Here is a 23,889-nt window from a genome sequence, read left to right on the forward strand (position 1 = left end):
GCGGGGAGGCAAGAGGACAATTTGTGCCGCGTGCCGCAGTCGCCATTGCGCTCTTCGTGATGAGGGTAGCTTCGACGTCGCGATTGCGCCTCGCGCGACTCATCGAGGTTAAAGCAGGTTTAATCCGGATCGGCGAGATGCAGCCACCTCTCTCACTCCCTATTGAAGCTTGTTTGCGACTGTAGGGGCGGTCGTGGGGAGCGTGGTGCGATGAACTGGAAGGCCGTTATCGTCAGTGTGTTCGGCGTTGCGTTGGTGGCAGCAGGAGCAGCTGCATATGACAAGCTTGGTCCGGAGCAACTCCCGTTTCATCAATCCGTGCCGCCGCCGCTGCCGCCATTCGCTGCCTTCGGGCCGGATTGCGAAATTGCGCCCGTCAATGGCGAGCACCAGTTTCTCGCAGTCAGAGTCTATCAGGGCGATACGCTGGCGAATGTTCAACTGGGTGATCCGAACGGTCGGGCGACCATCGTCCGTGTTTTCGTCGACCGTGGTGCGAAGCCGATTACCGTCTTGCTGCAGGCCAATGACTCGGTGATCTGGGACTTCGAAGGCGATGTGGCCCGCATTGCGCGTGCTATCGTGATACCGGCGTCGCGCGACCGCACCGCCGTGCGTGGTCTGCCGGCAGCCAATGTTGATCTTCTCAAGCTCACGCGTTGCCCGGGCCTGGACATGCCGACCGGCGACGTCGGCGATCCCAAAGTTGCGGTCGCCCTGCAGCGTTACTTCGGTCGTGCGCCGGAGCGTTTTGCCTATCAGTACGGTGCGAATGCGGTCGCGCTTCCAGCAGTCTCCTTCACCAACGCGCCGAAAGAAGGTGCATCGCGCCGGACCGAGACAAAAGCGGAAGAGGATCTGCTGACCTATTATGCCGGCGGGTTCCGCCTCCTCGACCCGGCGTCGCTGGTGACGCGTGCCGAGGTGTTGGTGCCGGAGACCTATCCGGACATGGCCGGGCTGGTCCAGCTTGAACGTGAGGGCGCGATCCGCGTGGCGAAGCGAGCCGAGGTCGATGCGTTTGCCGACGGATTCAGCAAGCCTTACCGCAGCAAGATCAGCCCCAACTTTCGCCTAAGCGTCAATTTCGCTTATGTGATCACGCGCGATCTGATGCTGCCCGCGGGACTGCACGGTGCGCATTTGAAGAACTTCCTCGTGCTCGCCAATGTACCGCCGCCGCGTGGCGCGATCGGGCACGGGTGTCTCGCCTTCATGGATGGATTCAGGATGGCCGATGACGGGTCGAGCTGTTTCGGCAGTTCCGCTGCGAGCGCGCTTCGTGAACTTGCAAAGCTGCCTGCGGCCGATGCCATCCAGGCTTGCCGGACGATGGAAGTTCCTGCTGAAGCCGCCATGGAGGCCGTGTCGATCTACGAGCCCAAGGGCGCCAGGCATTCCGCCGGGAGCAAACGTAACCCCGAACCCGTCGATCTGCGAGTGAGCAAACCCGGTGCAGTAGTTCTGGTGCTAAACGCCTATGAGCCTGCGATCTGGCGCATCTCTGTTGCCGAAGGGACGCGAATTTCAGGCGTTATTCTCACTGGATACTACACCAGTCGGGTCGAGGGACTTGCGCCCGATGTGCCGATGACCGTGATCGATTATGAAGGCCGCAAAAAGCGGCTGGCGCCTGACACGGCCTGCGCGCCGTTCTGGACCTATCTGGGAACGGCCTACAATGGTGGTCCAGAGGCGATGGTGCTGGATCGTCAGGTGATGGCGCTCACGGGCAAACAGCTGGATGGGCTGCGTGGGGCCTACGCGTTGAACAGCGCGGAGATCCGCTGACGGCTCTAGCTATCCACCTTCAGCGCCGCGATAAACGCTTCCTGCGGGATGTCGACCTTGCCGAACTGCCGCATCTTCTTCTTGCCTTCCTTCTGCTTCTCCAGAAGTTTGCGTTTGCGGCTGATGTCGCCGCCATAGCACTTCGCGGTGACGTCCTTGCGCAGCGCGCGGACGGTTTCGCGGGCAATCACCTTGCCGCCGATCGCTGCCTGGATCGGAATGACGAACATGTGCGGCGGAATCAGCTCTTTCATCTTCTCGACCATGGCGCGGCCGCGGCCTTCGGCGCGGGTGCGATGGACCAGCATCGACAGCGCGTCGACGGGCTCGGCATTGACCAGGATCTGCATCTTGACGAGATCGGCGGCCTTGTAGTCGGTCAGATGATAGTCGAACGAGGCGTAGCCCTTCGAGATCGATTTCAGGCGATCGTAGAAATCGAACACCACTTCGTTGAGCGGTAGCTCGTATTTCACCATTGCTCGGGCGCCGACGTAAGTCAGTTCTTTCTGATTGCCGCGGCGTTCCTGGCAGAGCTTCAGCACGCTGCCGAGATATTCGTCGGGCGTCAGGATCGTGGCTTCGATCCACGGCTCCTGGATCTCGGCGATCTTCACCACATCCGGCATGTCGATCGGATTATGGATCTCGATCTCCTCGCCATCGGTGAGATGCATCTTGTAGATCACGCTCGGCGCGGTCGCGATCAGGTTGAGATCGAACTCGCGGCTCAGGCGCTCCTGGATGATTTCCAGATGCAGCAGACCGAGAAAGCCGCAACGGAAGCCGAAGCCGAGCGCGGCCGAGGTCTCCATTTCGAACGAGAAGCTCGCATCGTTCAGGCGCAGCTTGCCCATCGCGGCGCGCAACGTTTCGAAGTCGTCGGCATCGACCGGGAACAGGCCGCAGAACACCACAGGGATCGCGGGCTTGAAGCCCGGCAGCATCTCGGTGACCGGCTTGCGATCGTCGGTGATGGTGTCTCCGACGCGGGTGTCCGCGACTTCCTTGATGGCGGCCGTAATGAAGCCGATCTCGCCGGGACCGAGTTCGTCCACATTGACCATCTTCGGCGTGAAGTAGCCGACGCGCTCGACATCATAGGCGGCGTTGGTGCCCATCATGCGGACGCGCTGGCCCTTCTTCATGACGCCGTCGACGACGCGGATGAGGACGACGACGCCGAGATAGACGTCGTACCAGCTATCGACCAGCAGCGCCTTCAGCGTGGCCTCGCGGTCGCCCTGCGGTGGAGGCAGCCGGTGCACGATGGCTTCCAGAACGTCAGGCACGCCCAGACCCGTTTTTGCCGAGATCATCAACGCGTCAGAGGCGTCGATGCCGATGACGTCCTCGATTTGCTTCTTCACCTGCTCGGGTTCTGCCGCGGGCAGATCGACCTTGTTCAGGATCGGCACAATTTCGAGATTGGCGTCGAGTGCGTGATAGACGTTGGCGAGCGTCTGCGCTTCCACGCCTTGCGAGGCGTCGACCACCAGCAGCGCGCCTTCGCAGGCGGCCAGCGACCGCGAGACCTCGTAGGCGAAGTCGACGTGGCCGGGCGTGTCCATCAGGTTGAAGATGTAATCCTTGCCGTCCTTGGCCTTGTAATGCAGGCGAACGGTCTGCGCCTTGATGGTGATGCCGCGTTCGCGCTCGATATCCATTGAATCGAGCACCTGCTCCTTCATTTCGCGCGCCTGCAACCCGCCGGTGATCTGGATCAGGCGGTCGGCCAGCGTCGATTTGCCATGGTCGATATGGGCGACGATGGAGAAGTTGCGGACGTTCGAAATCGGGGAGGTTGTCATGCGCGCGGGATAGCATTCAGGCCCCGATGCGGCAACCTTAATGCGGGTTTCGGCCTGATTCCCGGCCCTGTTTCCGTCACGGCATCCTGATTTTACTCCGGCCCGAAACACGCTAGGCAGGGCCCCATGAGTACAATCGCTTCCTCCACCCCCGCCAAACGCCGGGGCTTGCTGTCGATCGGCCGCCGCGGCGCTGCGCGGCTCGTTGCCTGGGCGTGTGATCCGCAATTGAGCGTCCTGCTGGTGCTCGGCTTCACGATCGCCCATGTGGTGCTGTGGACCGCGATCCTGACCCAGGTGAAGGCGGCGCAGGACATCCATTTCGACGTTTCCGAGGGTTACGCTTGGGGGCAGAAGTTCCTGATGGGCTACGGCAAGCATCCGCCGCTGTCGGGCTGGATTTCGGGTGTCTGGTTCAAATTTTTCCCGCCGGTGGACTGGGCGACCTATCTGCTCGCCATGGTCACGGTCGGCATTGGCATGGTCCTTTGCTGGGTGATCGCGCTGCGCGTGGTCGATCGCCGCCGCGCCTTTTTCGTGCTGCTGATGGTCGCGATCTATCCGATCTTCAATTTCAAGGGCTTCAAGTACAATCCGGACCTGCTGCAACTGGTAACTTTGCCGCTGGTAGTGCTGGCCTATTTGCATGCGTTCGAGAAGCGCTCGATTCGCTCGGGCTTCCTGCTTGGCCTCGCCGCTGCGCTGGCGCTGATGACGAAATACTGGGTGGTGACGATGATTGGCGCCATCGGTCTGGCCGCGCTGATCCATCCCCAGCGGATGCTGTTCCTGCGCTCGCCGGCACCATGGATCGCCATCGCGACGATGGCGGCGGCGATGATCCCGCATTTCGACTGGGTGCGGCAGGTGGAATACGCGCCATTTCGCTACGCCGGCGATACCTACAAGATCTCGTCACGCTGGGAGAGTCTGCAGCTGGCATGGGGTTATGTCGGCCACAATATCGCGCTGCTGCTGTTGCCGCTGGGTCTGGCCGCTGCGGTGCTGGCCTGGGGCCCACGCTGGTGGGCGTCGCTGGCGCGCGATTCCGGCGCATTCGTCAAGCGGCCGTGGTCACTGACGACTAATCCCGGTGTGCGCAAGGATCGGGCCCTGAATATCTGGCTGATCCAGGCCATCGTCGCTGTCGGCCCGCCGATCGGCGCGCTGTTGTTTGACATCTACATTAAGACGGATTGGGGGATCTCGCTGTTCTTCCTGGTGCCGCTGGCCGTGATCGCGATTCCATCGCTGAAGGTGCCGCGGGTCGCGCTGGTACGGCTCGCCGCGATCTGGCTCGTCCTGTCGCTGGTCACGCTCGCCGCCGCGCCGCAGATCGCCATCGCCTCACTGCCGCGCGATGCCAACGGCAATTTCGCTCATATCTCCTACTCACAGCTTGCGCGTGAACTCACCGAGGTTTGGCACAAGCGCTTCCATACGCGCTGGAGTAACGTGGTGGGCTTCGTCGATGTCGCCGAGCAGATGACGTTCTACAGTCCCGATCATCCGCTGCCGCTGACGCCTTATGAGCCGTGGCCGTCAGGCGTGACGTCAATGGAGGAAGCGAAGCGCAACGGCTTCATCGGAATCTGCCTGGTGGGTGACTGGAAATTCGAGCGCTGCGAAGCGTGGATGAAGGACAATCTGCCGAATGCCGAACGCATCGTGATGTCGACGCGGCGCTTCTTCAAGGGCAATGTCGGCACGACCACGCGGTGGAATGTCTATGTGGTGGCGCCTGTTGCGATGAAATAGCCGTTCGCTGACGAAGCAGCTTTCGGCGAACCGCTACTCTTCGCCGAACTTGTTGGTCACAAGCTCGGTGATCGCATCCAGCGCCGCCTGAGCCTCGGCGCCTTTGGCGGTGACCATGATGCTGGTTCCGGGACCGGCGGACAGCATCATCAGGCCCATGATGGATGTACCGCCAACGGTCTCGCCATTGCGTGTCACCGTGACGTCGGCATTGAAGCGTTCGACCATCTGCACGAATTTGGCAGAGGCGCGCGCATGAAGGCCACGCTTGTTGGTAATCGGAATCTCGCGGGAGACGCCGCCGGACACCGTCGTATCGTCTGGGCTTTCGCTCATTTGCCGGCGAGAACGCGGCTGGCGATGGTGACGTATTTGCGGCCGGCTTCCTGTGCCATGGCGATCGCATCGGGCAGTGTGCGCTCTTCGCGCACCTTTGCGAGCTTCACCAGCATGGGCAGGTTGATACCGGCAAGAACCTCGACCTTCGGACGGCTCATGCAGGAGATCGCCAGATTCGATGGCGTGCCGCCGAACATATCAGTGAGGATGGCAACGCCATCGCCACTGTCGACGCGATTGACCGCTTCGATAATGTCGCTGCGACACAAATCGGAATCGTCTTCGGCGCCGATCGTCACGGCTTCAATTTGTTTTTGCGGACCCATTACGTGTTCAAGCGCCGCCTTAAACTCGTCGGCAAGGCGCCCATGGGTCACAAGTACTAGACCAATCATCGGAAACTCCTCGTGGGTGCTTTTGGTGCACCGCACGAAAGGGCCACTTTGACCATCCAGAGCCCCTATGCAAGAGGGCTCTTCGCGAATCTCCCTTAAATTGCACGGATGCGGCGGGAAGTAGCGCGGGTCTATTCGGTGGCGATAGTGGGACTAATATGGTTACCAATTCCCTTCGAGCAATCGTCCAAAGGTCGCACTGCGGCTAAACCATCGATTGTCGTAAGTGTAGCTACGACCAATGGTAGTGGCGAAAAGCCCGCCCCCACCGGGATTCGGGGCAATTCGACGCCCTCCAGTGTGATTCTGAGCGCTTCCGGCTCTGGCAGGCGCGCGGCGTCGGTGGCGTCGAGATCGACCACCAACCCGACAATGGCGCCGGTAGCGCAGTCCAGACGCCGGATTCCGAGCCCCCTGATCTCAAGCAGCCCGACCAGTTCGGGTGTCGGCCGTACCCACAGTTTTCCGTCCCTGACATCCAGATGCACCCGGTCGTCGCCGACCAGCATGGCCTCGGGAACCTGCCCGCTCTGAGCGGCGAGGATCAGATCGAAGACCAGCCGCGATTTTCCGGAGCCGGACGGCCCCCTGATCAGGACGGCGCGGTCATCGACCAGTACGGCGGAGGCATGGATGCTTTTGCCATCCGCGCTCATGTGGCCGGTAACCGTACCACGAAGCGCGCACCCAGCACCGGGATCTCGCCGTCGGCGTTGGCCGGGCCGATGCGGTTCTCGGCCCAGATCGTACCGCTATGGGCTTCGACGATCTGCTTGGAAATCGACAGGCCCAGACCCGAATTCTGGCCAAAGCCCTGATGCGGGCGGTCGGTGTAAAAGCGTTCGAAGATCCGTTCGAGTGCATCCAGTCCGATGCCGGGGCCATCGTCATCGACGACGATCTCGATCTTGCCTTTCAGGCGACGGCAGACGATCCGCACCTTGCCACCGGGCGTCGAGAACGACTGCGCATTGGTGACGAGATTGGTGATGACCTGACCGAGGCGGGAGTCGTGGCCGGGCACCGAAAACGCATCACCAGCAGCGCCTTCGAAGCGGACTTCAACGCCGACGTCATGACCGAGCTTGGTTTCGTTGGCGACCGAGGTCAGCGTGGTCAGCAACCGTCGGACATCGACGGGCGCAGTGTCGTTGCGCTGCAGTTCGGCGTCGAGACGGCTGGCGTCGGAAATATCCGAGATCAACCGGTCAAGCCGCCGCACGTCGTGTTCGATCACCGCGAGCAGGCGACCGCGGCTGTTGTCGTTCTTCGCCAGTGGCAGCGTTTCCACCGCAGAGCGCAGCGAGGTCAGCGGATTTTTCAGCTCGTGCGAGACATCGGCCGCGAACATCTCAATCGCCTCGATGCGGTTATAAAGCGCGTCGGTCATGTCGCGCAGCGCTCCGGAGAGATGGCCGATTTCGTCGCGGCGGCGCGTAAAATCCGGGATCTCGACACGGGTGCGGATACGGCGGCGAACGCGCTCGGCGCTGTCGGCAAGACGTCGCACCGGACCGGCGATGGTTGATGCCAGCAGCAGCGACAGCACGATCATCACCACGGCGGCGACCGCAAAGACTTTCAGAATCGCCAGACGTTCGGCAGTCACCATCTGATCGATGTCATCGCCCTGGGTCGACAGCATCAGCGAACCGTGCACGGCGCGGAAACGTTGCACCGGCACGGCGACCGAGACGATGACTTCGCCCCGTTCGTTGATGCGCACCATGCTGCTCTTCAGACCGTCGAGCGACTGCTGCACTTCCTGATAGCCATTGCCGTTTTCCGGGCCGAGTTCGCGGTACAGCGGAAGGTCGCCGCGATTGAGCCAGGTTCGGACTGCGATCATTGTGCGTTCGGCAAAGCCGGGCTTTTCGGTGGTCGGCGGCGGCAGTTCGAAACGCAGCACATCACCGCGGCCATAAAGGCTGCGGCTGTCGAGGATCAGCACGCCATCGCGGTCGTAGATGCGCGCGCGAGTCTTGGTCGGGGAGATCAGCCGTCGAAGCACCGGCGCGACGCGCTCGGGATTGATCGGGAAATCGAGGCCGGAGAGTTCGTCCGGCACGCCATAGGTTTCGCCGGGCTTGAGATCGAGCAAGCGATCGGGATCGATCGTGATCGTATTGGTTTCGACGGTGGCCGAAGCGGCGATGGCGCTGGCGATGATTTCGGCCTGCACCAGCAGGCTCTGCGCACGCGCGTCGATCAGGCCGGCGCGAAATTGCGAGAGATAGAGAATGCTGGCGACGAGGGCACAGAGGCCGGCGAGGTTCAGCGAAACGATGCGACGCGTCAGACTCGAAAAGGTCAGCGCAACGAAGAACTGCCGGGCGCGGCGCAGCCAGTCGAGCGGGCGCTGCCAGCCGCGACGCGTGCGATCGGCATCGCCGCCTGTCGCATGCGGCGACGTGCCGTCGGCGTCCAGGCTTTCATCAGGCTGCGTACGATCCAGCAATGCGAAACTGCCCGGTTGTTGTCGATATCTGCGATGCGCCACGCCGCGCTCATTGTTGCGTGTGCGTATGCGCATTCTAGCGCAGCACGGCTGAGCCGTCAGGCCCCAACCGTGCCGCGGGAACCTCTACGGATCAGGTTTCCTTGAAGCGATAACCGACGCCATACAGCGTCTCGATCATCTCGAAGTCGTCGTCGACGACCTTGAACTTCTTGCGCAGCCGCTTGATGTGGCTGTCGATGGTGCGATCGTCCACATAGACCTGATCGTCATAGGCGGCATCCATCAGCGCGTTGCGGCTCTTCACGACGCCGGGGCGCGTCGCCAGCGCCTGCAGGATCAGGAACTCGGTGACGGTCAGCGTGACCGGCTCGTTCTTCCAGGTGCAGGTGTGACGTTCCGGATCCATCCGCAGCAAACCGCGATCGAGCGCTTTGGCGTCGGTCTCCTTCGGAGCGGCAGTCGGGTCCTTCGGCGCGGCGCGGCGCAGCACGGCCTTGACGCGCTCGACCAGCAGACGCTGCGAAAACGGTTTGCGGATGAAATCGTCGGCACCCATCTTGAGGCCGAACAGCTCGTCGATCTCCTCGTCCTTCGACGTCAGGAAGATCACCGGCAGATCGGACTTCTGGCGCAGACGGCGCAGTGTCTCCATGCCGTCCATGCGGGGCATCTTGATATCGAGGATTGCGAGGTCCGGCTGGCTCGTGCGGAAGCCATCGAGTGCGGAAGCACCATCCGTATAGGTCATGATGCGGTAGCCCTCGGCTTCCAGCGCGATCGATACGGATGTGAGAATGTTACGGTCGTCGTCGACCAGGGCGATAGTTGGCATGAGCCTACTTTCCGAAGCGGGATGGGCTATCCGGCAGAATTCGACAATCCGCCGTATGAGGTGGCCTTAAGAACACAGTCAACGAGCAATGCAAGCTGGGCTGAAGTGTGGCCGAGTTCCCTGAACGCTTGAATGACGCGTGGGTTCCATAGATGTATAGACCTCCCGCCAAAGAAGAAGAAGCTACTTTTTGCAATGAAATACGGGATTTACCGATGCAACCGACCCCTGATTTCGACCCCTCGCGCGTCACCCGGTCGCTGTTGCGGCGCAGTCGGCAGGGGGCGTTGGCCACCCTGGCTGTCGGTTCCGGCGATCCTTATTGTGCGCTGGCCAATGTCGCCAGCCACCCGGACGGGTCGCCGATTCTCCTGATTTCCCGGCTGGCGCTCCATACCCGCAATATCCTGGCCGATGCCCGCGTCTCGCTGATGCTGGATGAGCGGGCGCCGGGGGACCCCTGGAGGGCTCGCGCGTCATGCTCGGAGGTATCGCGCAGGAGGCCAGCGACAGTGAAAAATCGCTGCTGCGCCGGCGCTATCTCAGCGTCCATCCATCCGCGCAAGTCTTTGTGGATTTTAAGGATTTTTCGTTCTTCCGGATCAAGCCGAAGAGTGCCCATCTGGTGGCCGGCTTTGGCCGTATCAACGACCTGAAGCCGGAGCAATTCCTGACCGATCTTACCGATGCTGAAGGAATGCTAGAGGCCGAGGAGGGCGCTGTTGCTCATATGAACGCCGATCATCTCGATGCGCTCAATCTCTATGCAACGAAGCTTCTCCATGCGGACGCAGGCGACTGGCGGTGCACCGGATGCGATCCGGATGGCATGGACCTGCAGAACGGCGCGACGGTGATCCGGCTGGACTTTCCGCGGCGGATTGTCACTCCGGGTGCATTGCGGCAAATCCTGAAGGAACTCGCAGAGCAGGCCCGCGCTTTGAGTAATTGAGCGGTATCAAGTGCCGTGCTGGAATAAACCAAATATGCGGACAGCAGCTTGGCATTTCACATCTTCGTCACTATTAGATCGCCGGGTTACGGCCTCGGTGGTTATAATGACGGCTACCGCTGCTGACGTGCGATTGAAGACAGTTGCACAGGTCGGATATGCGGACTCAAGGAGGAATATTCCGTGCAAGAGACGGGCGTACACAACGGTGCCTATGGCGCCGACAAATTCGGACTGAAAAATCTCAAAGCGGTGAACTGGAATCTCGGCGCGCCGCAGCTTTACGAATATTCGCTGCGTAATGGCGAAGCCGAATTGTCGTCCGATGGCGCGCTCTGTGCTGACACGGGTGAATTCACTGGCCGCAGCCCGAAGGACAAGTTCACCGTCAAGGACGCTTCCACCGAACAGATGTGGTGGGCTGGCAATCAGGCGATCACGCCAGAGCAGTTCGAAGCGCTCTATATCGATTTCAAGAAGCACGCCGAAGGCATGACCCTGTTCGCGCAGGACCTTTATGGCGGCGCCGATCCGAGTTTCCAGATCAAGACCCGCGTGTTCACCGAACTCGCATGGCACTCGCTGTTCATCCGCACGCTGCTGATCCGCCCGGAAGCCGCTGCGTTGAAGGACTTCGTGCCTGAACTCACCATCATCGACCTGCCGAGCTTCAAGGCCGATCCCAAACGTCACGGCAGCCGCTCGGAAAACGTCGTGGCCATCGATTTTTCCCGCAAGATCGTCCTGATCGGCGGGTCTTATTATGCCGGCGAGATGAAGAAGTCGGTCTTCACCACGCTGAACTACTATCTGCCTGCCAAGGGCGTGCTGCCGATGCATTGCTCGGCCAATGTCGGCCCTGATGGCGACAGCGCGATCTTCTTCGGCCTGTCCGGCACCGGCAAGACCACGCTCTCGGCAGATCCAAAGCGCACGCTGATCGGCGATGACGAGCACGGCTGGGGCAAGGACGGCATCTTCAATTTTGAAGGCGGCTGCTACGCCAAGACCATCAAACTCTCCGAAGAAGCCGAGCCCGCGATCTATGCGGCATCGAAGCGCTTCGGCGCGGTGCTGGAAAACGTCGTGCTCGACGCCAATACCCGCCTGCCGGATTTCGACGATGGTTCGAAGACCGAGAACACCCGCTCGGCCTATCCGCTCGACTTCATCCCGAATGCCTCGCGCACCGGCCGCGCGCCGCAGCCGAAGAACGTCGTGATGCTCGCCGCCGACGCCTTCGGCGTGCTGCCGCCGATCGCCAAGCTGACGCCGGCGCAGGCGATGTATCACTTCCTGTCCGGCTACACCGCCAAGGTCGCAGGCACTGAACGTGGCCTCGGCAACGATCCGGAGCCGGAATTCTCGACCTGCTTCGGCTCGCCCTTCCTGCCGCTCGATCCCTCGGTCTATGGCAACATGCTGCGTGACCTGATCGCCAAGCACAATGTCGACTGCTGGCTGGTGAACACCGGCTGGACCGGTGGCAAGTACGGCGTCGGTTCGCGCATGCCTATCAAGGTGACCCGCGCGCTGCTGACCGCCGCACTGAACGGTTCGCTCCGCAATGTGGAATTCCGCACCGACAAGTATTTCGGCTTCGCGGTCCCGACCGCGCTGGATGGCGTGCCGTCGGAAATCCTCAATCCAGTGAACACCTGGAAGGACAAGGCCGAGTTCGATGCCACTGCGCGCAAGCTCGTCGGTATGTTCCAGAAGAACTTCGCCAAGTTCGAAGCGCAGGTCGATGCGGACGTCCGCGCCGCCGCGCCTGATGTGAAGCTGGCAGCTGAGTAATTCGCTGTAGCGATTATGAATGCGAAAGGGCGGCCGTAAGGCCGCCTTTTTCATGTCACGCGGAACCTGTCAGTCGTCATGGCCGGGACAAGCCCGGCATGACGAAACCGTTAGTCGGAATGCGATGTACGACCAGCTAGAACGCGAAGACTGGATTGCTTCGTCGCAAGGGCTAAGAGGAAAGCTGGCTAGCCAGCTTTCCTTGACCTCGCAACGACGGCTGACAGGCAAGGACACTTCAAATGAAAAACGTCATGCTCTCCTGGCCGTTCTGGGCGCTGCTGTCCGCGGCCTTTGCGGCGCTCACGGCGATCTTCGCCAAGATCGGCATCGAGAACGTCAATTCGGACTTCGCGACGTTCATCCGTACCATCGTGATTCTCTTTGCCGCCGGCATGATGGTTTATGTCACCGGCAACTGGCAATCGCCGTCAGCGGTCTCGCCGAAGACGTGGTTGTTCCTCGTGCTGTCGGGCTTCGCCACCGGTGCCTCGTGGATTTGCTATTTCCGCGCGCTCAAGCTTGGCAATGCCGCACAGGTGGCGCCGATCGACAAGCTCAGCGTCGTGTTCGTGGCAGTGTTTGCCGTGTTGTTTCTCGGCGAGAAATTGTCGCTGCCGAACTGGCTGGGCGTCATCCTGATCGCCTGCGGCGCGGTGCTCGTTGCGTATCGCGCGTGAGCACCGTCGCGCTTACGTTGCCTTTCGCGCCTGCAGACTCGGTGTGCCTGGCAGATCGCCAGCAACCGGCACGCCCCAGATATCGTCGGCATATTCGCGGATGGTGCGATCCGACGAGAACCAGCCCATCCGCGCGGTGTTGAGAATCGCGGCGCGACTCCAGGCTGAGCCGGCCCTCCACCGCGTGTCGATGCCGCGCTGGGCTTCGTAATAGGAGTCGAAGTCGGCGGAGACCACATAGTGATCGAGGTGGCGCAGCGCGTGGCCGACCGAGGCGTAGCGGCCGGGATCATCCGGCGAGAACGCGCCGGTCTCGATCGCCTGGATCGCGCGGCCGAGATTGGGCGACTTGTTGATGACGTCGGAGGCGTCCAGGCCCTTGGCGCGGCGCTCGACCACTTCGGCAGCAGTCATGCCGAAGATCGCGATATTCTCCGGGCCGACATTGTCGCGGATTTCAATATTGGCGCCGTCCAGCGTGCCGATGGTCAGCGCGCCGTTCAGCGAGAGCTTCATGTTGCCGGTGCCGGAGGCTTCCATGCCTGCGGTCGAAATCTGTTCGGACAGATCAGCTGCGGGAATGATGACTTCCGCCAGGCTGACATTGTAGTCCGGCAGGAACGCGACCTTCAGCTTGCCGCCGATCGTGGTGTCGTTGTTCACGACCTCGGCGACGTCATTGATAAGGCGGATGATCAGTTTGGCGTAACGATAGCTCGCCGCCGCCTTGCCGGCGAAAATCTTGACGCGCGGCACCCAGTCCTTGCCCGGCTCGTCCTTGATCGCCTGATACAGCGCAACGGTCTCGACCAGGTTGAGTAGCTGCCGCTTGTATTCGTGGATGCGCTTGATCTGCACGTCGAACAGCGCCGAGGGATCGGCCTGTACGCCGAGCTTCTCTCCGATCACGCGCGCGAGTGCGAGCTTGTTGTGATGTTTAACCTTGCGGAATTCCTGCTGGAACGCGGCGTCGCCGGCAAAGGCCTCGAGCTTGATGAGCCGGGTGGGATCGTCGAGCACGGCTTCGCCGCAGGTTGCGCGCAACAGGTCGGTGAGTTTCGGATTGGCCAGCATCAGCCATCGGCGGAAAGTAATGCCGTTGGTCTTGTTGGTGATACGGCCAGGATAAAGCTGGTTGAGGTCGTGGAACACGGTCTCTTTCATCAGCTCCGAATGCATTGCCGAGACGCCGTTGATGCGGTGCGAGCCGATGAAAGCGAGATTGCCCATGCGCACGCGGCGGCCGGAGGTCTCGTCGATGATCGAGACCGAAGCGCGATAGGCGGTGTCGCCGGGACGCGTCGCATCGGCGCGGTCGAGATGCGCTTCATTGATGCGGTAGATGATTTCGAGATGCCGCGGCAGCAGACGCTGGAACAGTTCGACCGGCCAGGTCTCCAGCGCTTCGGGCAGCAGCGTGTGGTTGGTGTAGGACAAGGTCGCGTTGGTGATCTGCCAGGCGGCATCCCAGCGCATATTGTGCTGATCGACCAGAATGCGCATCAGCTCGGCGATGGCGAGGCTCGGATGCGTGTCATTCATCTGCACCGCCGCCTTGTTGGCGAGGCCACGCAGATTGCCGTCGGAATGGAGGTGACGCTTCACCAGATCCTGCAGCGAGGCGGAGACGAAGAAGTATTCCTGGCGCAGACGCAATTCGCGGCCGGCGGCACTCTCATCGTTAGGATAGAGAAACTTGCAGATGGCCTCGGCGCGCGATTGCTCGGCGCTGGCGCTGACATAGTCGCCGGTGTTGAACACGTCGAGCCGCAGCGGATCCGGCGCGCGCGCCGACCACAGTCGCAGCGCGTTCACATGTTGACCGCGCCAGCCGACGATGGGCGTGTCATAGGCAACGGCCTCGACGGTCTCGCCGGGATGCCAGATGAGCTGCTTGCGGCCCCTGCCGTCCTCGACGGTTTCGATGCTGCCACCGAAATAGACGTTATACGTGACTTCCCGCCGCGGAAGCTCCCACGGATTGCCGAAGCCGAGCCACTCGTCGGGATATTCTTGCTGCACGCCGTGAGAGATGACCTGACGGAACAGGCCGAAGTCGTAGCGGATGCCGTAACCGAAAGCCGGAATGCCGAGCGTTGCCATGCTCTCCATGAAACAGGCGGCGAGGCGGCCGAGGCCGCCATTGCCGAGCGCTGCATCGGGCTCGCATTTTCTGAGTTCGTCGAGGCCGACACCGAGATCGCCGAGCGCGGCTTCGAACAGCGGCAGCAGGCCCATATTGTTCAGCGCGTCGGTGAACAGGCGGCCGATCAGGAATTCCAGCGAGAGGTAATAGACCCGCTTGCGGCCGGCATCGTAGCTCTCTTTGTCCGAGGTCAGCCAGCGATGCACCATGCGGTCGCGCAGTGTCAGTGCGGCAGCCTTGTACCAGTCGTGCTTGGTGGCGAAGGCGGCTTCCTTGCCGATTGCCAGCCGCAGCTTGACGAGAATGGCGCTCTTGATGTCGGCAAGCGCCAGTTCATCGACAGGCATGTTCTCCGGCTGGAATTTTGCTGGGACTGATTGATCTGACAAACCGGCCATCCTGAGCTGTGTCACTGACCAAAATCATACGCGCATTTGGCTGCTCCCGGAACCCGTGAGGGTGGCGAGCTTTTGCCATGGAACTGCCCGGGATTTGGGCAGGCACGCGAGAACCGGATCTATAAAAACTGGAACAAATTAAGAACAAATTAGTAAGCTATTGATATTCCGAGGTGATTCGTTGCCTTCGCCTACAATATCTATGGTCTGTTCAAGCTCGCGAGGACTAGATGTCCACCATTGCCTTCGATCAGTTTGCTCTCACCCGCATAGCCGACTTCGCGCGGTCGCTGTCGCGGCTGCATTTGATGGCGCGCCGGCATCCCATCGATGACGATCAGATCGATCGCGAGTTCAACACCGTTTGCCTCTCGGTCTGGGGCTATACGACGGACGACATCAGCGATGACCTGTTCTCGCTGGAAGATCACGCCTGGCTCGACCAGCTCGACGAGGCGCATGCGCGGATTTTCGCCGCGGAACAGGGCTACGACCTTGTCGACGACCACGGCATGCTCACCGACTGGTGGGGCTATTGCTGGATGATCCTCGCCGAGAAGCGCGGACTGCTGACGCCGGAGAATCGCGCGGCGGCGCGTGCCGAGATCGAGGAGAAGTATCTCTCGGCGCCGAACGTGATCGGCGTCATCGTCGGGCGATGATCTATTGAAGCTCGGCGCGCTTGGCGCGGGCAGCCGGCGCGCTCTTCGGTACGACGGTCGTTGCTGGCGCTGCATCACGCGCGGCTTCCGACATGGGCGCTTCGTCGGTGATCATTTCGGCGGAGACTGGTGCGACCTTCATCTCGCCGAGGCGTGCGCGGACGTCCGAGGTCAGGCCGGGATAATTCGCAACCGGCGTGAATTCCGCAGTCTGGGTGTTGCCGGTGCGGACGCCGGAGAAAGCGACGAGGCCGTTGGTGGTGGCGATGACATCGCCGGGACGCAAAGAAGTGTCCAGCGTGACATCGACCGGCGCGAGGCCGGAGGGATCGCGGCCGTTGCAGGTGCAGTCGGCCTTCAGTGCCTTGCGATAGGCGAAGGCGTTTTCCAGATCGTTGTAGCGCTCGCCAGTGCTCGACGAGGCGCTTTCGATGCTGCTGCCGAACAGGACCTTGGTGGTCGCCGCCGGGCAGAATGCCTGGCACATCTGCGCCGGGCTCATGCCGCGACCGAGCGGAAAATATTTGCCGTCGCAGGTGCGCACGCAGAAGGCGGGACCGGAGCCGCCGATAGATGCGCTGCGCTGGGGTGGCAGTGCTTCGGCCGGCGTGTTGAGGCCGAACGGATCCGAGAAGAAATTGCTCTCGGCCGGTGGCGCGCCACGACGCTGTTGCTGTTTCTGCGGCTGGTTGCCGCCGAACAGGAAGTCGAAGAAATTTTGCGCAGATGCCATCTGCGGGGTCAGTGCGACGAGGCTCATCGCCGCCAGCAGCACCAGGGGACGCACGACACGCGAGGATGTTCGATTGTGACGCAACGCCAGCTCCGCGACCGCATGTCAGTGCCCGAGCGAAAACGCTCCGGTGCGGTGTCATGTTAGGGCGTCATGGTAAATGAATGGTAACCAGCGCAGCGGGCTAGATGAAAAACACCCATGTCATCACCAGGAAGACCGGGATCAGCACCGCACCCGACCACAGGATGTAACCGAAGAAGCTTGGCATTTTTATGCCCGCGTCGCGGGCGATGGCATAGACCATGAAGTTCGGGGCGTTGCCGATATAGGTGTTGGCGCCCATGAACACTGCACCTGCCGAAATCGCCGCCAGCGTCGCCGCCCCCGTCGTCATCAGCGTCTTGGCATCGCCGCCGGTGAGTTCGAAGAACACCAGATAGGTTGGGGCGTTGTCGAGGAACGACGACAGGATGCCGGTGAGCCAGAAATAGGCCGCGTTGTTCGGCGTACCGTCGGCATGGCTCACCAGGGCAACCAGCGGTGCAAACGGCCCCTGCGCGCCCGCCTGCAGCATCGCCATCACAGGCACGATGCAGATGAAGATGCCGGCGAACAGCAGCGCGACTTCCTGGATCGGGCCCCATTTGAAATCGTTGGCCTTGCGGTGCTCGATCTTTGTCAGCCACAGCGACGCAAATGTCACCAGCACGAAGATCACGTCGCGCAGCAGATCCTGCAATGCGAGTGGCGTGCCGAGCACGGTGAACGTGATGCCGGGCTTCCAGCTCGCGCTCATCAGGATCGCGCCGATGATCACGAGCAGCAGCAGCAGGTTGATCTTCCCGTGCAGATGCAACGGCGAATCCGGCGTCGGATCTTTCTTCCTGGGAAAGTTGCCTTCGCGCTGATGCAAATAGACATCGAGCACCATGAAGATCGCAAGCACGATGCCGGCCGCGAACAGCGTTTCCGGAAAAATGTGCACCGTGGTCCAGAAGAAATCGACGCCGCGGAGGAAGCCGAGAAACAACGGGGGATCGCCGAGCGGGGACAGCGAGCCGCCGATGTTCGAGACGAGGAAGATGAAGAACACCACGACGTGGACGTTCGTGCGACGATCGTCATTGGCGCGGATCAGCGGCCGGATCAGGATCATCGACGCGCCGGTGGTACCGACCACGCTGGCGATCAGCGTGCCGAATCCCAGCAGCGCCGTATTGGTGAAGACGCTGTCATGCAGGTTGCCTTCAACATAAATTCCGCCGGCCACGGTGAACAGCGCCAGCAGCAGCAGAATGAAGGGCATGTATTCGAGCAGCACGGTGTGGGAGAGCGTGTGCACTACGGTCGTTGCATCAGTCACGAAGAACAGCGGCACGATCACCAGCGCAGCCCAGAAGGCAGCGAACTTGCCGTAATGATGCTCCCACAGATGATGATAGAGCACCGGTCCGGTGGCGATGCACAGCAGGATGCCGGCAAATGGTAATGCCCACAGCAGCGACAGCCTGGTGCCATCGAGGCCGCCCTCGGCTGCATGTGCCATATCGGGCGCAAGCGTGACAACAAGGGGCAAAGCGGCGAGGGCGATGAAGCGAAGCAAAACGTGACCTCTCACTGCGTCCTTGCGCGCGAATGCGCGAACGGAGCCGATGAAGGGTCAACCCTTCAGAAATTCGCCGGCCTTGTAAAGCGAGCGAAACGCCACGCCGGCCTTGGCAAAGGTCTCGGCGGCGCCTTCGTCGCGGTCCACCATAGTGAAGACCAGCACGACTTCGCCGCCGGCCTCGCGCACGGCGTCGAGCGCCTTCACCGCCGAGCCGCCGGTGGTGGTGACGTCCTCGACGATGACAATGCGCTTGCCTTCCAGCGTCTCGCCCTTGGCGAGACCTTCCACAGCGAGGCGCGCGCCGTGTTCCTTCGGCTTCTTGCGGACGAAGAAGGCCGCGATCGGATGGTTCTTCAGCCAGGAGAGCTGCGCCAGCGCGCCGGCCAGCGGCACGGCGCCCATCTCAAGCCCGCCAACATAATCGAGATTGTCGTCGCGCAGCGCGTCATAGGTCAGCTCGGCCAGCAGGGCCGCGCCTTCCGGGTGGCACATCGTGGGTTTCAGGTTGAAATAGAAATTGCTCTTGCGGCCCGAAGCCAGCGTGATCTCGCCGTAACCGAACGAACGGTCGCGGATGATCTCGAACAGGCGGGCGCGGGCGGCTGATTTGGTCAATGGCATGTCTCTGTTGAAACGGTCTCTGTGTTGAACCGGGCGCAATCTATCGGCGCTTTCCGGCACATTCCAGACCAGGACGGGCGTCGTCAACACTCTCGGGCCGTTTTACCGCCTGTTGGGACGATGCTACAGACCGGGCAACAAGATCGGGCAAGACCGGAAGAGGAATCGCATGACTATCGAGTTGCACACCTGGAATACGCCGAATGGCCGCAAGATCTCCGTCGCACTGGAGGAAATGGGCCTGCCTTACAAGGTCTTCCCAGTGCATATCGGCAAGGGCGAGCAGATGAAGCCCGAATTCCTGAAAATCAGCCCGAACAACAAGATCCCGGCCATCGTCGATCCTGACGGGCCGGATGGCAAGCCGGTCAGCGTGTTCGAATCCGGCGCCATCCTGCTCTATCTCGGCGAAAAGACCGGCAAATTCCTGCCGAAGTCTCTCGGCGAGCGCATCCCGGTGCTGGAATGGCTGATGTGGCAGATGGGGGGCTTCGGCCCGATGCCGGGCCAGGTGCACCATTTCATCGCGCTGGAGGACGAAAGCCAGCGTGCCTACGGGTTGAAGCGCTATTCCGACGAAACGCGCCGGCTCTACGGCGTGCTGGATCGTCGCCTGGCCGACCACGAATTCGTCGCCGGCGCGCTGTCAGTGGCCGATTTCGCCGTCCTCGGCTGGGCCTGGCGCCATGAGCGCCACAAGGTGTCGTTCGCCGATTTCCCGAATGTCGGCCGTTGGTACGATGCGTTGATGGCGCGGCCCGGCGTGAAGCGCGGCATGGACGCGAAGCTGGATTGAGGTCGGCTCCCTCTCCCCGCCCTTTGCGGGGAGAGGGCTGGGGTGAGGGGCATGGCGCTGACGTCACAACGTCCGTGCTACTCGAGGATTACTCAACGCGTGGTTCGACTTTCCGATCCGATAGACCGTGAGGCAGGCCCGGTGCCTTGCCCCTCACCCGCGCGCAAAGGTGCGCGCGACCTCTCCCCGCAAAGGGCGGGGCGAGGTTAGGAAGATCACGCCTTCCGCGTTTCCAGCGCCATCCGCACGGCGAGGCCGGCCAGCACCGTGCCCATCAGCCAGCGCTGCAGCTTGAGCCAGGTCGGTCGCTCGCCAAGAAACAGGGCGATCGACCCGGCGCCGAGCGCGATCAGCCCGTTGACGCCGACGCTGATGATGGTCTGCGTCGATCCGAGCACCAGCGACTGCGTCAGCACGCTGCCCGCCGTGGGATCGATGAACTGCGGCAGCAGCGCCAGATACAGCATGGCGATCTTCGGATTGAGGAGATTGGTAACGAAACCCATGACGAACAATTTGCGTGGGCTGTCGATCGCCAGCTTCTTGACCTGGAACGGCGAGCGGCCGTTCGGCTTCAATGCCTGCCAGGCCAGCCACAGCAGATAGGCCGCACCGGCAAGACGCAGCGCGTCATAGGCATAGGGCACTGCGAACAGCAGCGCGGTGATGCCGAAGGCCGCGCAGAGCATGTAGAAGATGAACCCGAGCGCCACGCCGCCAAGCGACACCATCCCGGCCGCCGGCCCCTGCGTGATCGAGCGCGAGATCAGATAGATCATGTTCGGCCCCGGCGTCAGCACCATGCCGAGCGAGACGAGGGCGAAACCGAGCAGGGATGTGAGATGGGGCATGGGACCGATCGCAGGCTGGGGATGATCGTTGTGTAGCCCATGCGATGGCGTTGAACCATTCCGGATTCAGCATCGCAGATAGTCGAAATCCATCTGCGATGCTGTTTCTGGCGGTAAAACTAATGCGCCTCTTCCCAGTTGTCCGCCGCGCGGGCGTCGACGTGCAGCGGCACCGACAGCAGCACCGCAGGGAATGGCGCGTCCTGCATGGTGTGCTGCACGATCGGCAGCGTCGCCGCGACTTCGTTGTCGGGCACCTCAAAAATCAGTTCGTCATGCACCTGCAGCAGCATCTTCGCTGACAGCTTCTTCTCTGCCAGCGCATCCTCCATTCGCGTCATGGCACGGCGGATGATGTCGGCAGCGGTGCCCTGCAGGCGCGCATTGATGGCGGCGCGTTCGTTGAAGGCGCGGATCGAGGCGTTGCTCGCCTTGATGTCCGGATAGTGGCATTTGCGGCCGAACAGGGTCTGCACATAGCCGTGCTCCCTGCAGAAGTCGCGCGTCTGGTCCATATACGCGCGGATACCGGGGAAACGTTCGAAGTACTTCTTGATATAGGCGCCGGCTTCCTCGCGGGGGATGCTGAGCTGGTTGGCGAGGCCGAAGGCCGAAATGCCGTAGATGATGCCGAAATTGATCGCCTTGGCGCGGCGGCGGATTTCCGCGGGCATGTCCTTCACCGGCACGCCGAACATTTCCGACGCCGTCATCGCGTGAATGTCGAGCCCGTCCTGGAAGGCCTGTTTCAGCACGGGGATATCGGCGATCTCCGCCAGCAGGCGCAATTCGATCTGCGAGTAGTCGGCGGACACCAGTTTGTGGCCGGGCGCGGCGATGAAGGCGCGCCTGATCTTGCGGCCGTCCTCGGTACGAACAGGAATGTTCTGCAGATTCGGTTCGTTGGACGAGAGGCGGCCCGTGGTGGTCGCCGCCAGCGCATAGGTCGTATGGACGCGATGGGTCTGCGGATGCACATAATTCGGCAGCGCGTCGGTATAGGTCGAGCGCAGTTTCGACACCTGGCGCCAGTCGAGGATTTTCCGCGGGAATTCGTGGCCCTGTTCGGCGAGGTCATCGAGCACCTGCGCAGAGGTCGACCACGCGCCGGTCTTGGTCTTGCTGCCACCCGGCAGGCCCATCTTGCCGAACAGGATGTCGCCGAGCTGCTTCGGGCTGCCGATATTGACCTCTTCGCCGGCGATCTCGCGGATTTCGGCTTCGATGCGCGCAGCGGTCTGCGCGAAGTCGGCCGAGAGTTTTGACAGCACCTGACGGTCGATGGAAATGCCGCGACGTTCCATGCGCGCCAGCACCGAGATCAGCGGTCGTTCCAGTGTCTCATAGACGGTGGTCATGTGCTCGGCCGCAAGCCGCGGCTTCAGCACATTCCACAGCCGCAGCAGCACGTCGGCGTCTTCGGCGGCATAGGCCGTGGCGCGGTCGATCTTGACCTGCTCGAACGTCAGCTTGCCTTTGCCGGAGCCGATCAGTTCGCCAAAGGTCAGCATGGCATGGCCGAGCCAGATCTCGGCGAGCGCATCGAGTCCATGGGCATTGCGCCCGGCATCGAGCGCATAGGACATCAGCTGCACATCGTCATGGTTGCGCAGCGTGATGCCGTGTTGTGCGAGCAGCACCGCGGTGAACTTGATGTTGAAGCCGATCTTCAGCAGGCCGGCGGATTCCAGCACCGGCTTCAGCGCTGCAAGCGCATCGGCGGGCTTGATCTGGTCGGGCTCGAGATCGGCGGCGAACAGGCCAGCGCCGTCGCCGGATTGGCGATGGGCCAGCGGCACATAGCAGGCATCATTCGGACCGAGCGACAGCGCGATGCCGACCATGTCGGCCTGCATCGGATCGATCGACGACGCCTTGCATTCGAATGCGACATGGCCGGTATCGAGGATACGCGCGATCCACTTGTCGAGATCGGCGAGCGTGCGCACCGGCTGATACGCGTCGCGCTTGACCGGCAATTTGCGTGCGGCTTCGGCGCGGGCCTTGGCCAGCGAGATCGGGGTGAGCACGTCCTTGCTGCCTGGACCGGTCGCATGGGCGCTACCGCTCACTGGGCCAGTTGCGCCTGTTTTGCTTTTCGCAGCGGGTGTAGCTGCAGTGGGTGTAGATTCGGTGTTCCCGAACAGATCGCCGCCAGCCTTATGAGCGGAAGGCGCGGATCTGCTCTTCGTCGCGCTGTCGGCCTCCACATCGGCCGGATCGATCTCCGCATATTCGGCAACGCGCCGCGTCAGCGTCGAGAATTCCATCGCCTTGAGGAACGCGATCAGCTTGCGCGCGTCGGGCTCGTGCACCGCGAGGTCATCGAGCGGCACGTCGAGCGCAACCTTGTCATCGAGCAGCACAAGCTGCCGCGAGATGCGCGCCTTTTCGGCGTGCTCGATCAGCGATTCCCGGCGCTTCGGCTGCTTGATCTCGCCAGCGCGGTTCAGCAGCGTTTCGAGGTCACCATATTCGGTGATCAGTTGCGCAGCCGTCTTGATGCCAATGCCGGGGACGCCGGGCACGTTGTCGACGCTGTCGCCGGCCAGCGCTTGCACTTCGACGACCTTGTTCGGCGGCACACCGAATTTCTCGATCACTTCGGCAATGCCGAGGCGACGATCCTTCATGGTGTCGTACATGGTGACCTGCTCGGTCACGAGCTGCATCAGATCCTTGTCAGAGGACACGATGGTAGCGGTCGCGCCGCGTTCACCGGCTTCGCGGACATAGGTCGCGATCAGGTCATCGGCCTCGAAACCACCTTGCTCGATGCTCGGCAGGTCGAAGGCGCGGACGGCGTCGCGGATCAGTGCAAATTGGGGGATCAGGTCGTCCGGCGCCGGCGGCCTGTGGGCTTTGTATTCGGGGTAGAGCTTGTTGCGAAAAGTCACTTCCGATTTGTCGAAGATGATCGCCAGATGCGTCGGCCGGTTGTCCGGCGGCATGTCGCGGATCAGTTTCCACAGCATGTTGCAGAAGCCCAGCACCGCATTGACCTGCAGTCCGTCGGATTTGCGGTTCAGCGGTGGCAGCGCGTGATAGGCGCGGAAAATATAGGACGAGCCGTCGACCAGAAAGACATGGTCGCCCTTCGCGAGGGCCTTGACGGTGGCGGGCTTGGCGGCGGCTGTTTCTGAGGTTTTCGGCATGGCCGCAACTTAAGGATTTTCGCCGGAAATGACAGTCTGTCAGCCAGTCATCCCGCCGGTTTTTGTGATGCCGCCCGGCTTGCGCCGCACCCTGTTCCA

Annotated in this window: 18 protein-coding genes and 1 pseudogene; 7 read left to right on the forward strand and 12 right to left on the reverse strand. The window is 61.9% G+C overall.

Annotation, left to right across the window (positions count from 1 at the left end):
- The first annotated feature begins 210 nt into the window (after positions 1 to 210).
- Positions 211 to 1,791, forward strand: coding sequence for a hypothetical protein (locus tag RSO67_RS20865; protein WP_315840406.1), 1,581 nt, complete (start codon positions 211 to 213; stop codon positions 1,789 to 1,791).
- A gap of 5 nt (positions 1,792 to 1,796) precedes the next feature.
- Here the strand turns inward: RSO67_RS20865 and lepA are convergent, their stop codons facing one another.
- Positions 1,797 to 3,602 (reverse strand): translation elongation factor 4, encoded by a 1,806-nt coding sequence (gene lepA / locus RSO67_RS20870; protein ID WP_315840407.1) that lies wholly within the window; start codon positions 3,600 to 3,602, stop codon positions 1,797 to 1,799.
- A 126-nt stretch (positions 3,603 to 3,728) separates the two neighbouring features.
- Here lepA and RSO67_RS20875 point away from each other — a divergent pair, with 126 nt between their 5' ends.
- Positions 3,729 to 5,360: a glycosyltransferase family 39 protein gene (locus RSO67_RS20875; RefSeq protein WP_315840408.1), complete on the forward strand. Its 1,632-nt coding sequence runs from the start codon at positions 3,729 to 3,731 to the stop codon at positions 5,358 to 5,360.
- Positions 5,361 to 5,393: 33 nt separating this feature from the next.
- On the opposite strand, the gene RSO67_RS20880 is transcribed toward RSO67_RS20875, so the two are convergent.
- The 5 genes from RSO67_RS20880 to RSO67_RS20900 all read right to left on the reverse strand — a co-directional run bounded on the left by RSO67_RS20880 (position 5,394) and on the right by RSO67_RS20900 (position 9,387).
- Positions 5,394 to 5,696, reverse strand: coding sequence for an HPr family phosphocarrier protein (locus RSO67_RS20880; protein ID WP_315840409.1), 303 nt, complete (start codon positions 5,694 to 5,696; stop codon positions 5,394 to 5,396).
- Positions 5,693 to 6,094, reverse strand: a complete 402-nt coding sequence (locus tag RSO67_RS20885) for a PTS sugar transporter subunit IIA (protein ID WP_068733893.1) — start codon at positions 6,092 to 6,094, stop codon at positions 5,693 to 5,695. Before RSO67_RS20885 ends, RSO67_RS20880 begins: the two co-directional genes overlap by 4 nt.
- A 131-nt stretch (positions 6,095 to 6,225) precedes the next feature.
- On the reverse strand, positions 6,226 to 6,729 hold the full coding sequence (locus tag RSO67_RS20890) for an HPr kinase/phosphorylase (RefSeq protein WP_410001905.1): 504 nt from the start codon (positions 6,727 to 6,729) through the stop codon (positions 6,226 to 6,228).
- A 17-nt stretch (positions 6,730 to 6,746) separates the two neighbouring features.
- Entirely contained in the window at positions 6,747 to 8,552 is a 1,806-nt protein-coding gene (locus RSO67_RS20895) for a sensor histidine kinase (RefSeq protein WP_315844319.1), read from the reverse strand.
- 133 nt (positions 8,553 to 8,685) lie between these two features.
- A complete protein-coding gene (locus RSO67_RS20900; protein WP_068733897.1) occupies positions 8,686 to 9,387 on the reverse strand; it encodes a response regulator transcription factor in 702 nt (233 codons plus the stop codon).
- Between the two features lie 215 nt (positions 9,388 to 9,602).
- Here RSO67_RS20900 and RSO67_RS20905 point away from each other — a divergent pair.
- The 3 genes and pseudogenes from RSO67_RS20905 (at position 9,603) to RSO67_RS20915 (ending at position 12,816) form a co-directional block, all read left to right on the forward strand.
- Positions 9,603 to 10,339 (forward strand): annotated as a pseudogene (locus RSO67_RS20905) (HugZ family protein).
- A gap of 183 nt (positions 10,340 to 10,522) precedes the next feature.
- Positions 10,523 to 12,136, forward strand: coding sequence for a phosphoenolpyruvate carboxykinase (locus RSO67_RS20910; protein WP_315840411.1), 1,614 nt, complete (start codon positions 10,523 to 10,525; stop codon positions 12,134 to 12,136).
- A gap of 242 nt (positions 12,137 to 12,378) precedes the next feature.
- Positions 12,379 to 12,816 carry an EamA family transporter gene (locus RSO67_RS20915; protein WP_315840412.1) on the forward strand — a complete coding sequence of 146 codons (438 nt, stop codon included), beginning with the start codon at positions 12,379 to 12,381 and terminating at the stop codon, positions 12,814 to 12,816.
- A 12-nt stretch (positions 12,817 to 12,828) separates the two neighbouring features.
- On the opposite strand, the gene RSO67_RS20920 is transcribed toward RSO67_RS20915, so the two are convergent.
- Complete coding sequence (locus RSO67_RS20920) at positions 12,829 to 15,360, reverse strand: glycogen/starch/alpha-glucan phosphorylase (protein WP_410001764.1); 2,532 nt, start codon at positions 15,358 to 15,360, stop codon at positions 12,829 to 12,831.
- A gap of 230 nt (positions 15,361 to 15,590) precedes the next feature.
- On the opposite strand from RSO67_RS20920, the gene RSO67_RS20925 reads away from it, so the two are divergent.
- Complete coding sequence (locus RSO67_RS20925) at positions 15,591 to 16,022, forward strand: hypothetical protein (RefSeq protein ID WP_089262853.1); 432 nt, start codon at positions 15,591 to 15,593, stop codon at positions 16,020 to 16,022.
- Between the two features lies 1 nt (position 16,023).
- Here RSO67_RS20925 and RSO67_RS20930 read toward each other — a convergent pair whose 3' ends face one another.
- From RSO67_RS20930 to pyrE, 3 genes are all read right to left on the reverse strand, one after another.
- Positions 16,024 to 16,839 (reverse strand): DUF2865 domain-containing protein, encoded by an 816-nt coding sequence (locus RSO67_RS20930; protein ID WP_410001765.1) that lies wholly within the window; start codon positions 16,837 to 16,839, stop codon positions 16,024 to 16,026.
- Between the two features lie 100 nt (positions 16,840 to 16,939).
- The gene (locus RSO67_RS20935; RefSeq protein ID WP_315840414.1) at positions 16,940 to 18,304 is read right to left on the reverse strand and encodes a sodium:proton antiporter; all 1,365 of its coding nucleotides are present in this window, start codon (positions 18,302 to 18,304) and stop codon (positions 16,940 to 16,942) included.
- A 114-nt stretch (positions 18,305 to 18,418) separates the two neighbouring features.
- Positions 18,419 to 18,982: an orotate phosphoribosyltransferase gene (pyrE, locus tag RSO67_RS20940; RefSeq protein WP_089263651.1), complete on the reverse strand. Its 564-nt coding sequence runs from the start codon at positions 18,980 to 18,982 to the stop codon at positions 18,419 to 18,421.
- Between the two features lie 175 nt (positions 18,983 to 19,157).
- Between pyrE and RSO67_RS20945 the strand changes: the two genes are divergently transcribed.
- Positions 19,158 to 19,784, forward strand: a complete 627-nt coding sequence (locus RSO67_RS20945; protein ID WP_315840415.1) for a glutathione S-transferase family protein — start codon at positions 19,158 to 19,160, stop codon at positions 19,782 to 19,784.
- A 215-nt stretch (positions 19,785 to 19,999) separates the two neighbouring features.
- Here RSO67_RS20945 and RSO67_RS20950 read toward each other — a convergent pair whose 3' ends face one another.
- Positions 20,000 to 20,635 carry a LysE family translocator gene (locus tag RSO67_RS20950; RefSeq protein ID WP_089262849.1) on the reverse strand — a complete coding sequence of 212 codons (636 nt, stop codon included), beginning with the start codon at positions 20,633 to 20,635 and terminating at the stop codon, positions 20,000 to 20,002.
- A gap of 119 nt (positions 20,636 to 20,754) precedes the next feature.
- Positions 20,755 to 23,790, reverse strand: a complete 3,036-nt coding sequence (gene polA, locus RSO67_RS20955; protein ID WP_315840416.1) for a DNA polymerase I — start codon at positions 23,788 to 23,790, stop codon at positions 20,755 to 20,757.
- Positions 23,791 to 23,889: the final 99 nt, after the last annotated feature.

It is taken from the genome of Tardiphaga sp. 709, assembly GCF_032401055.1.
Classification (GTDB): domain Bacteria; phylum Pseudomonadota; class Alphaproteobacteria; order Rhizobiales; family Xanthobacteraceae; genus Tardiphaga.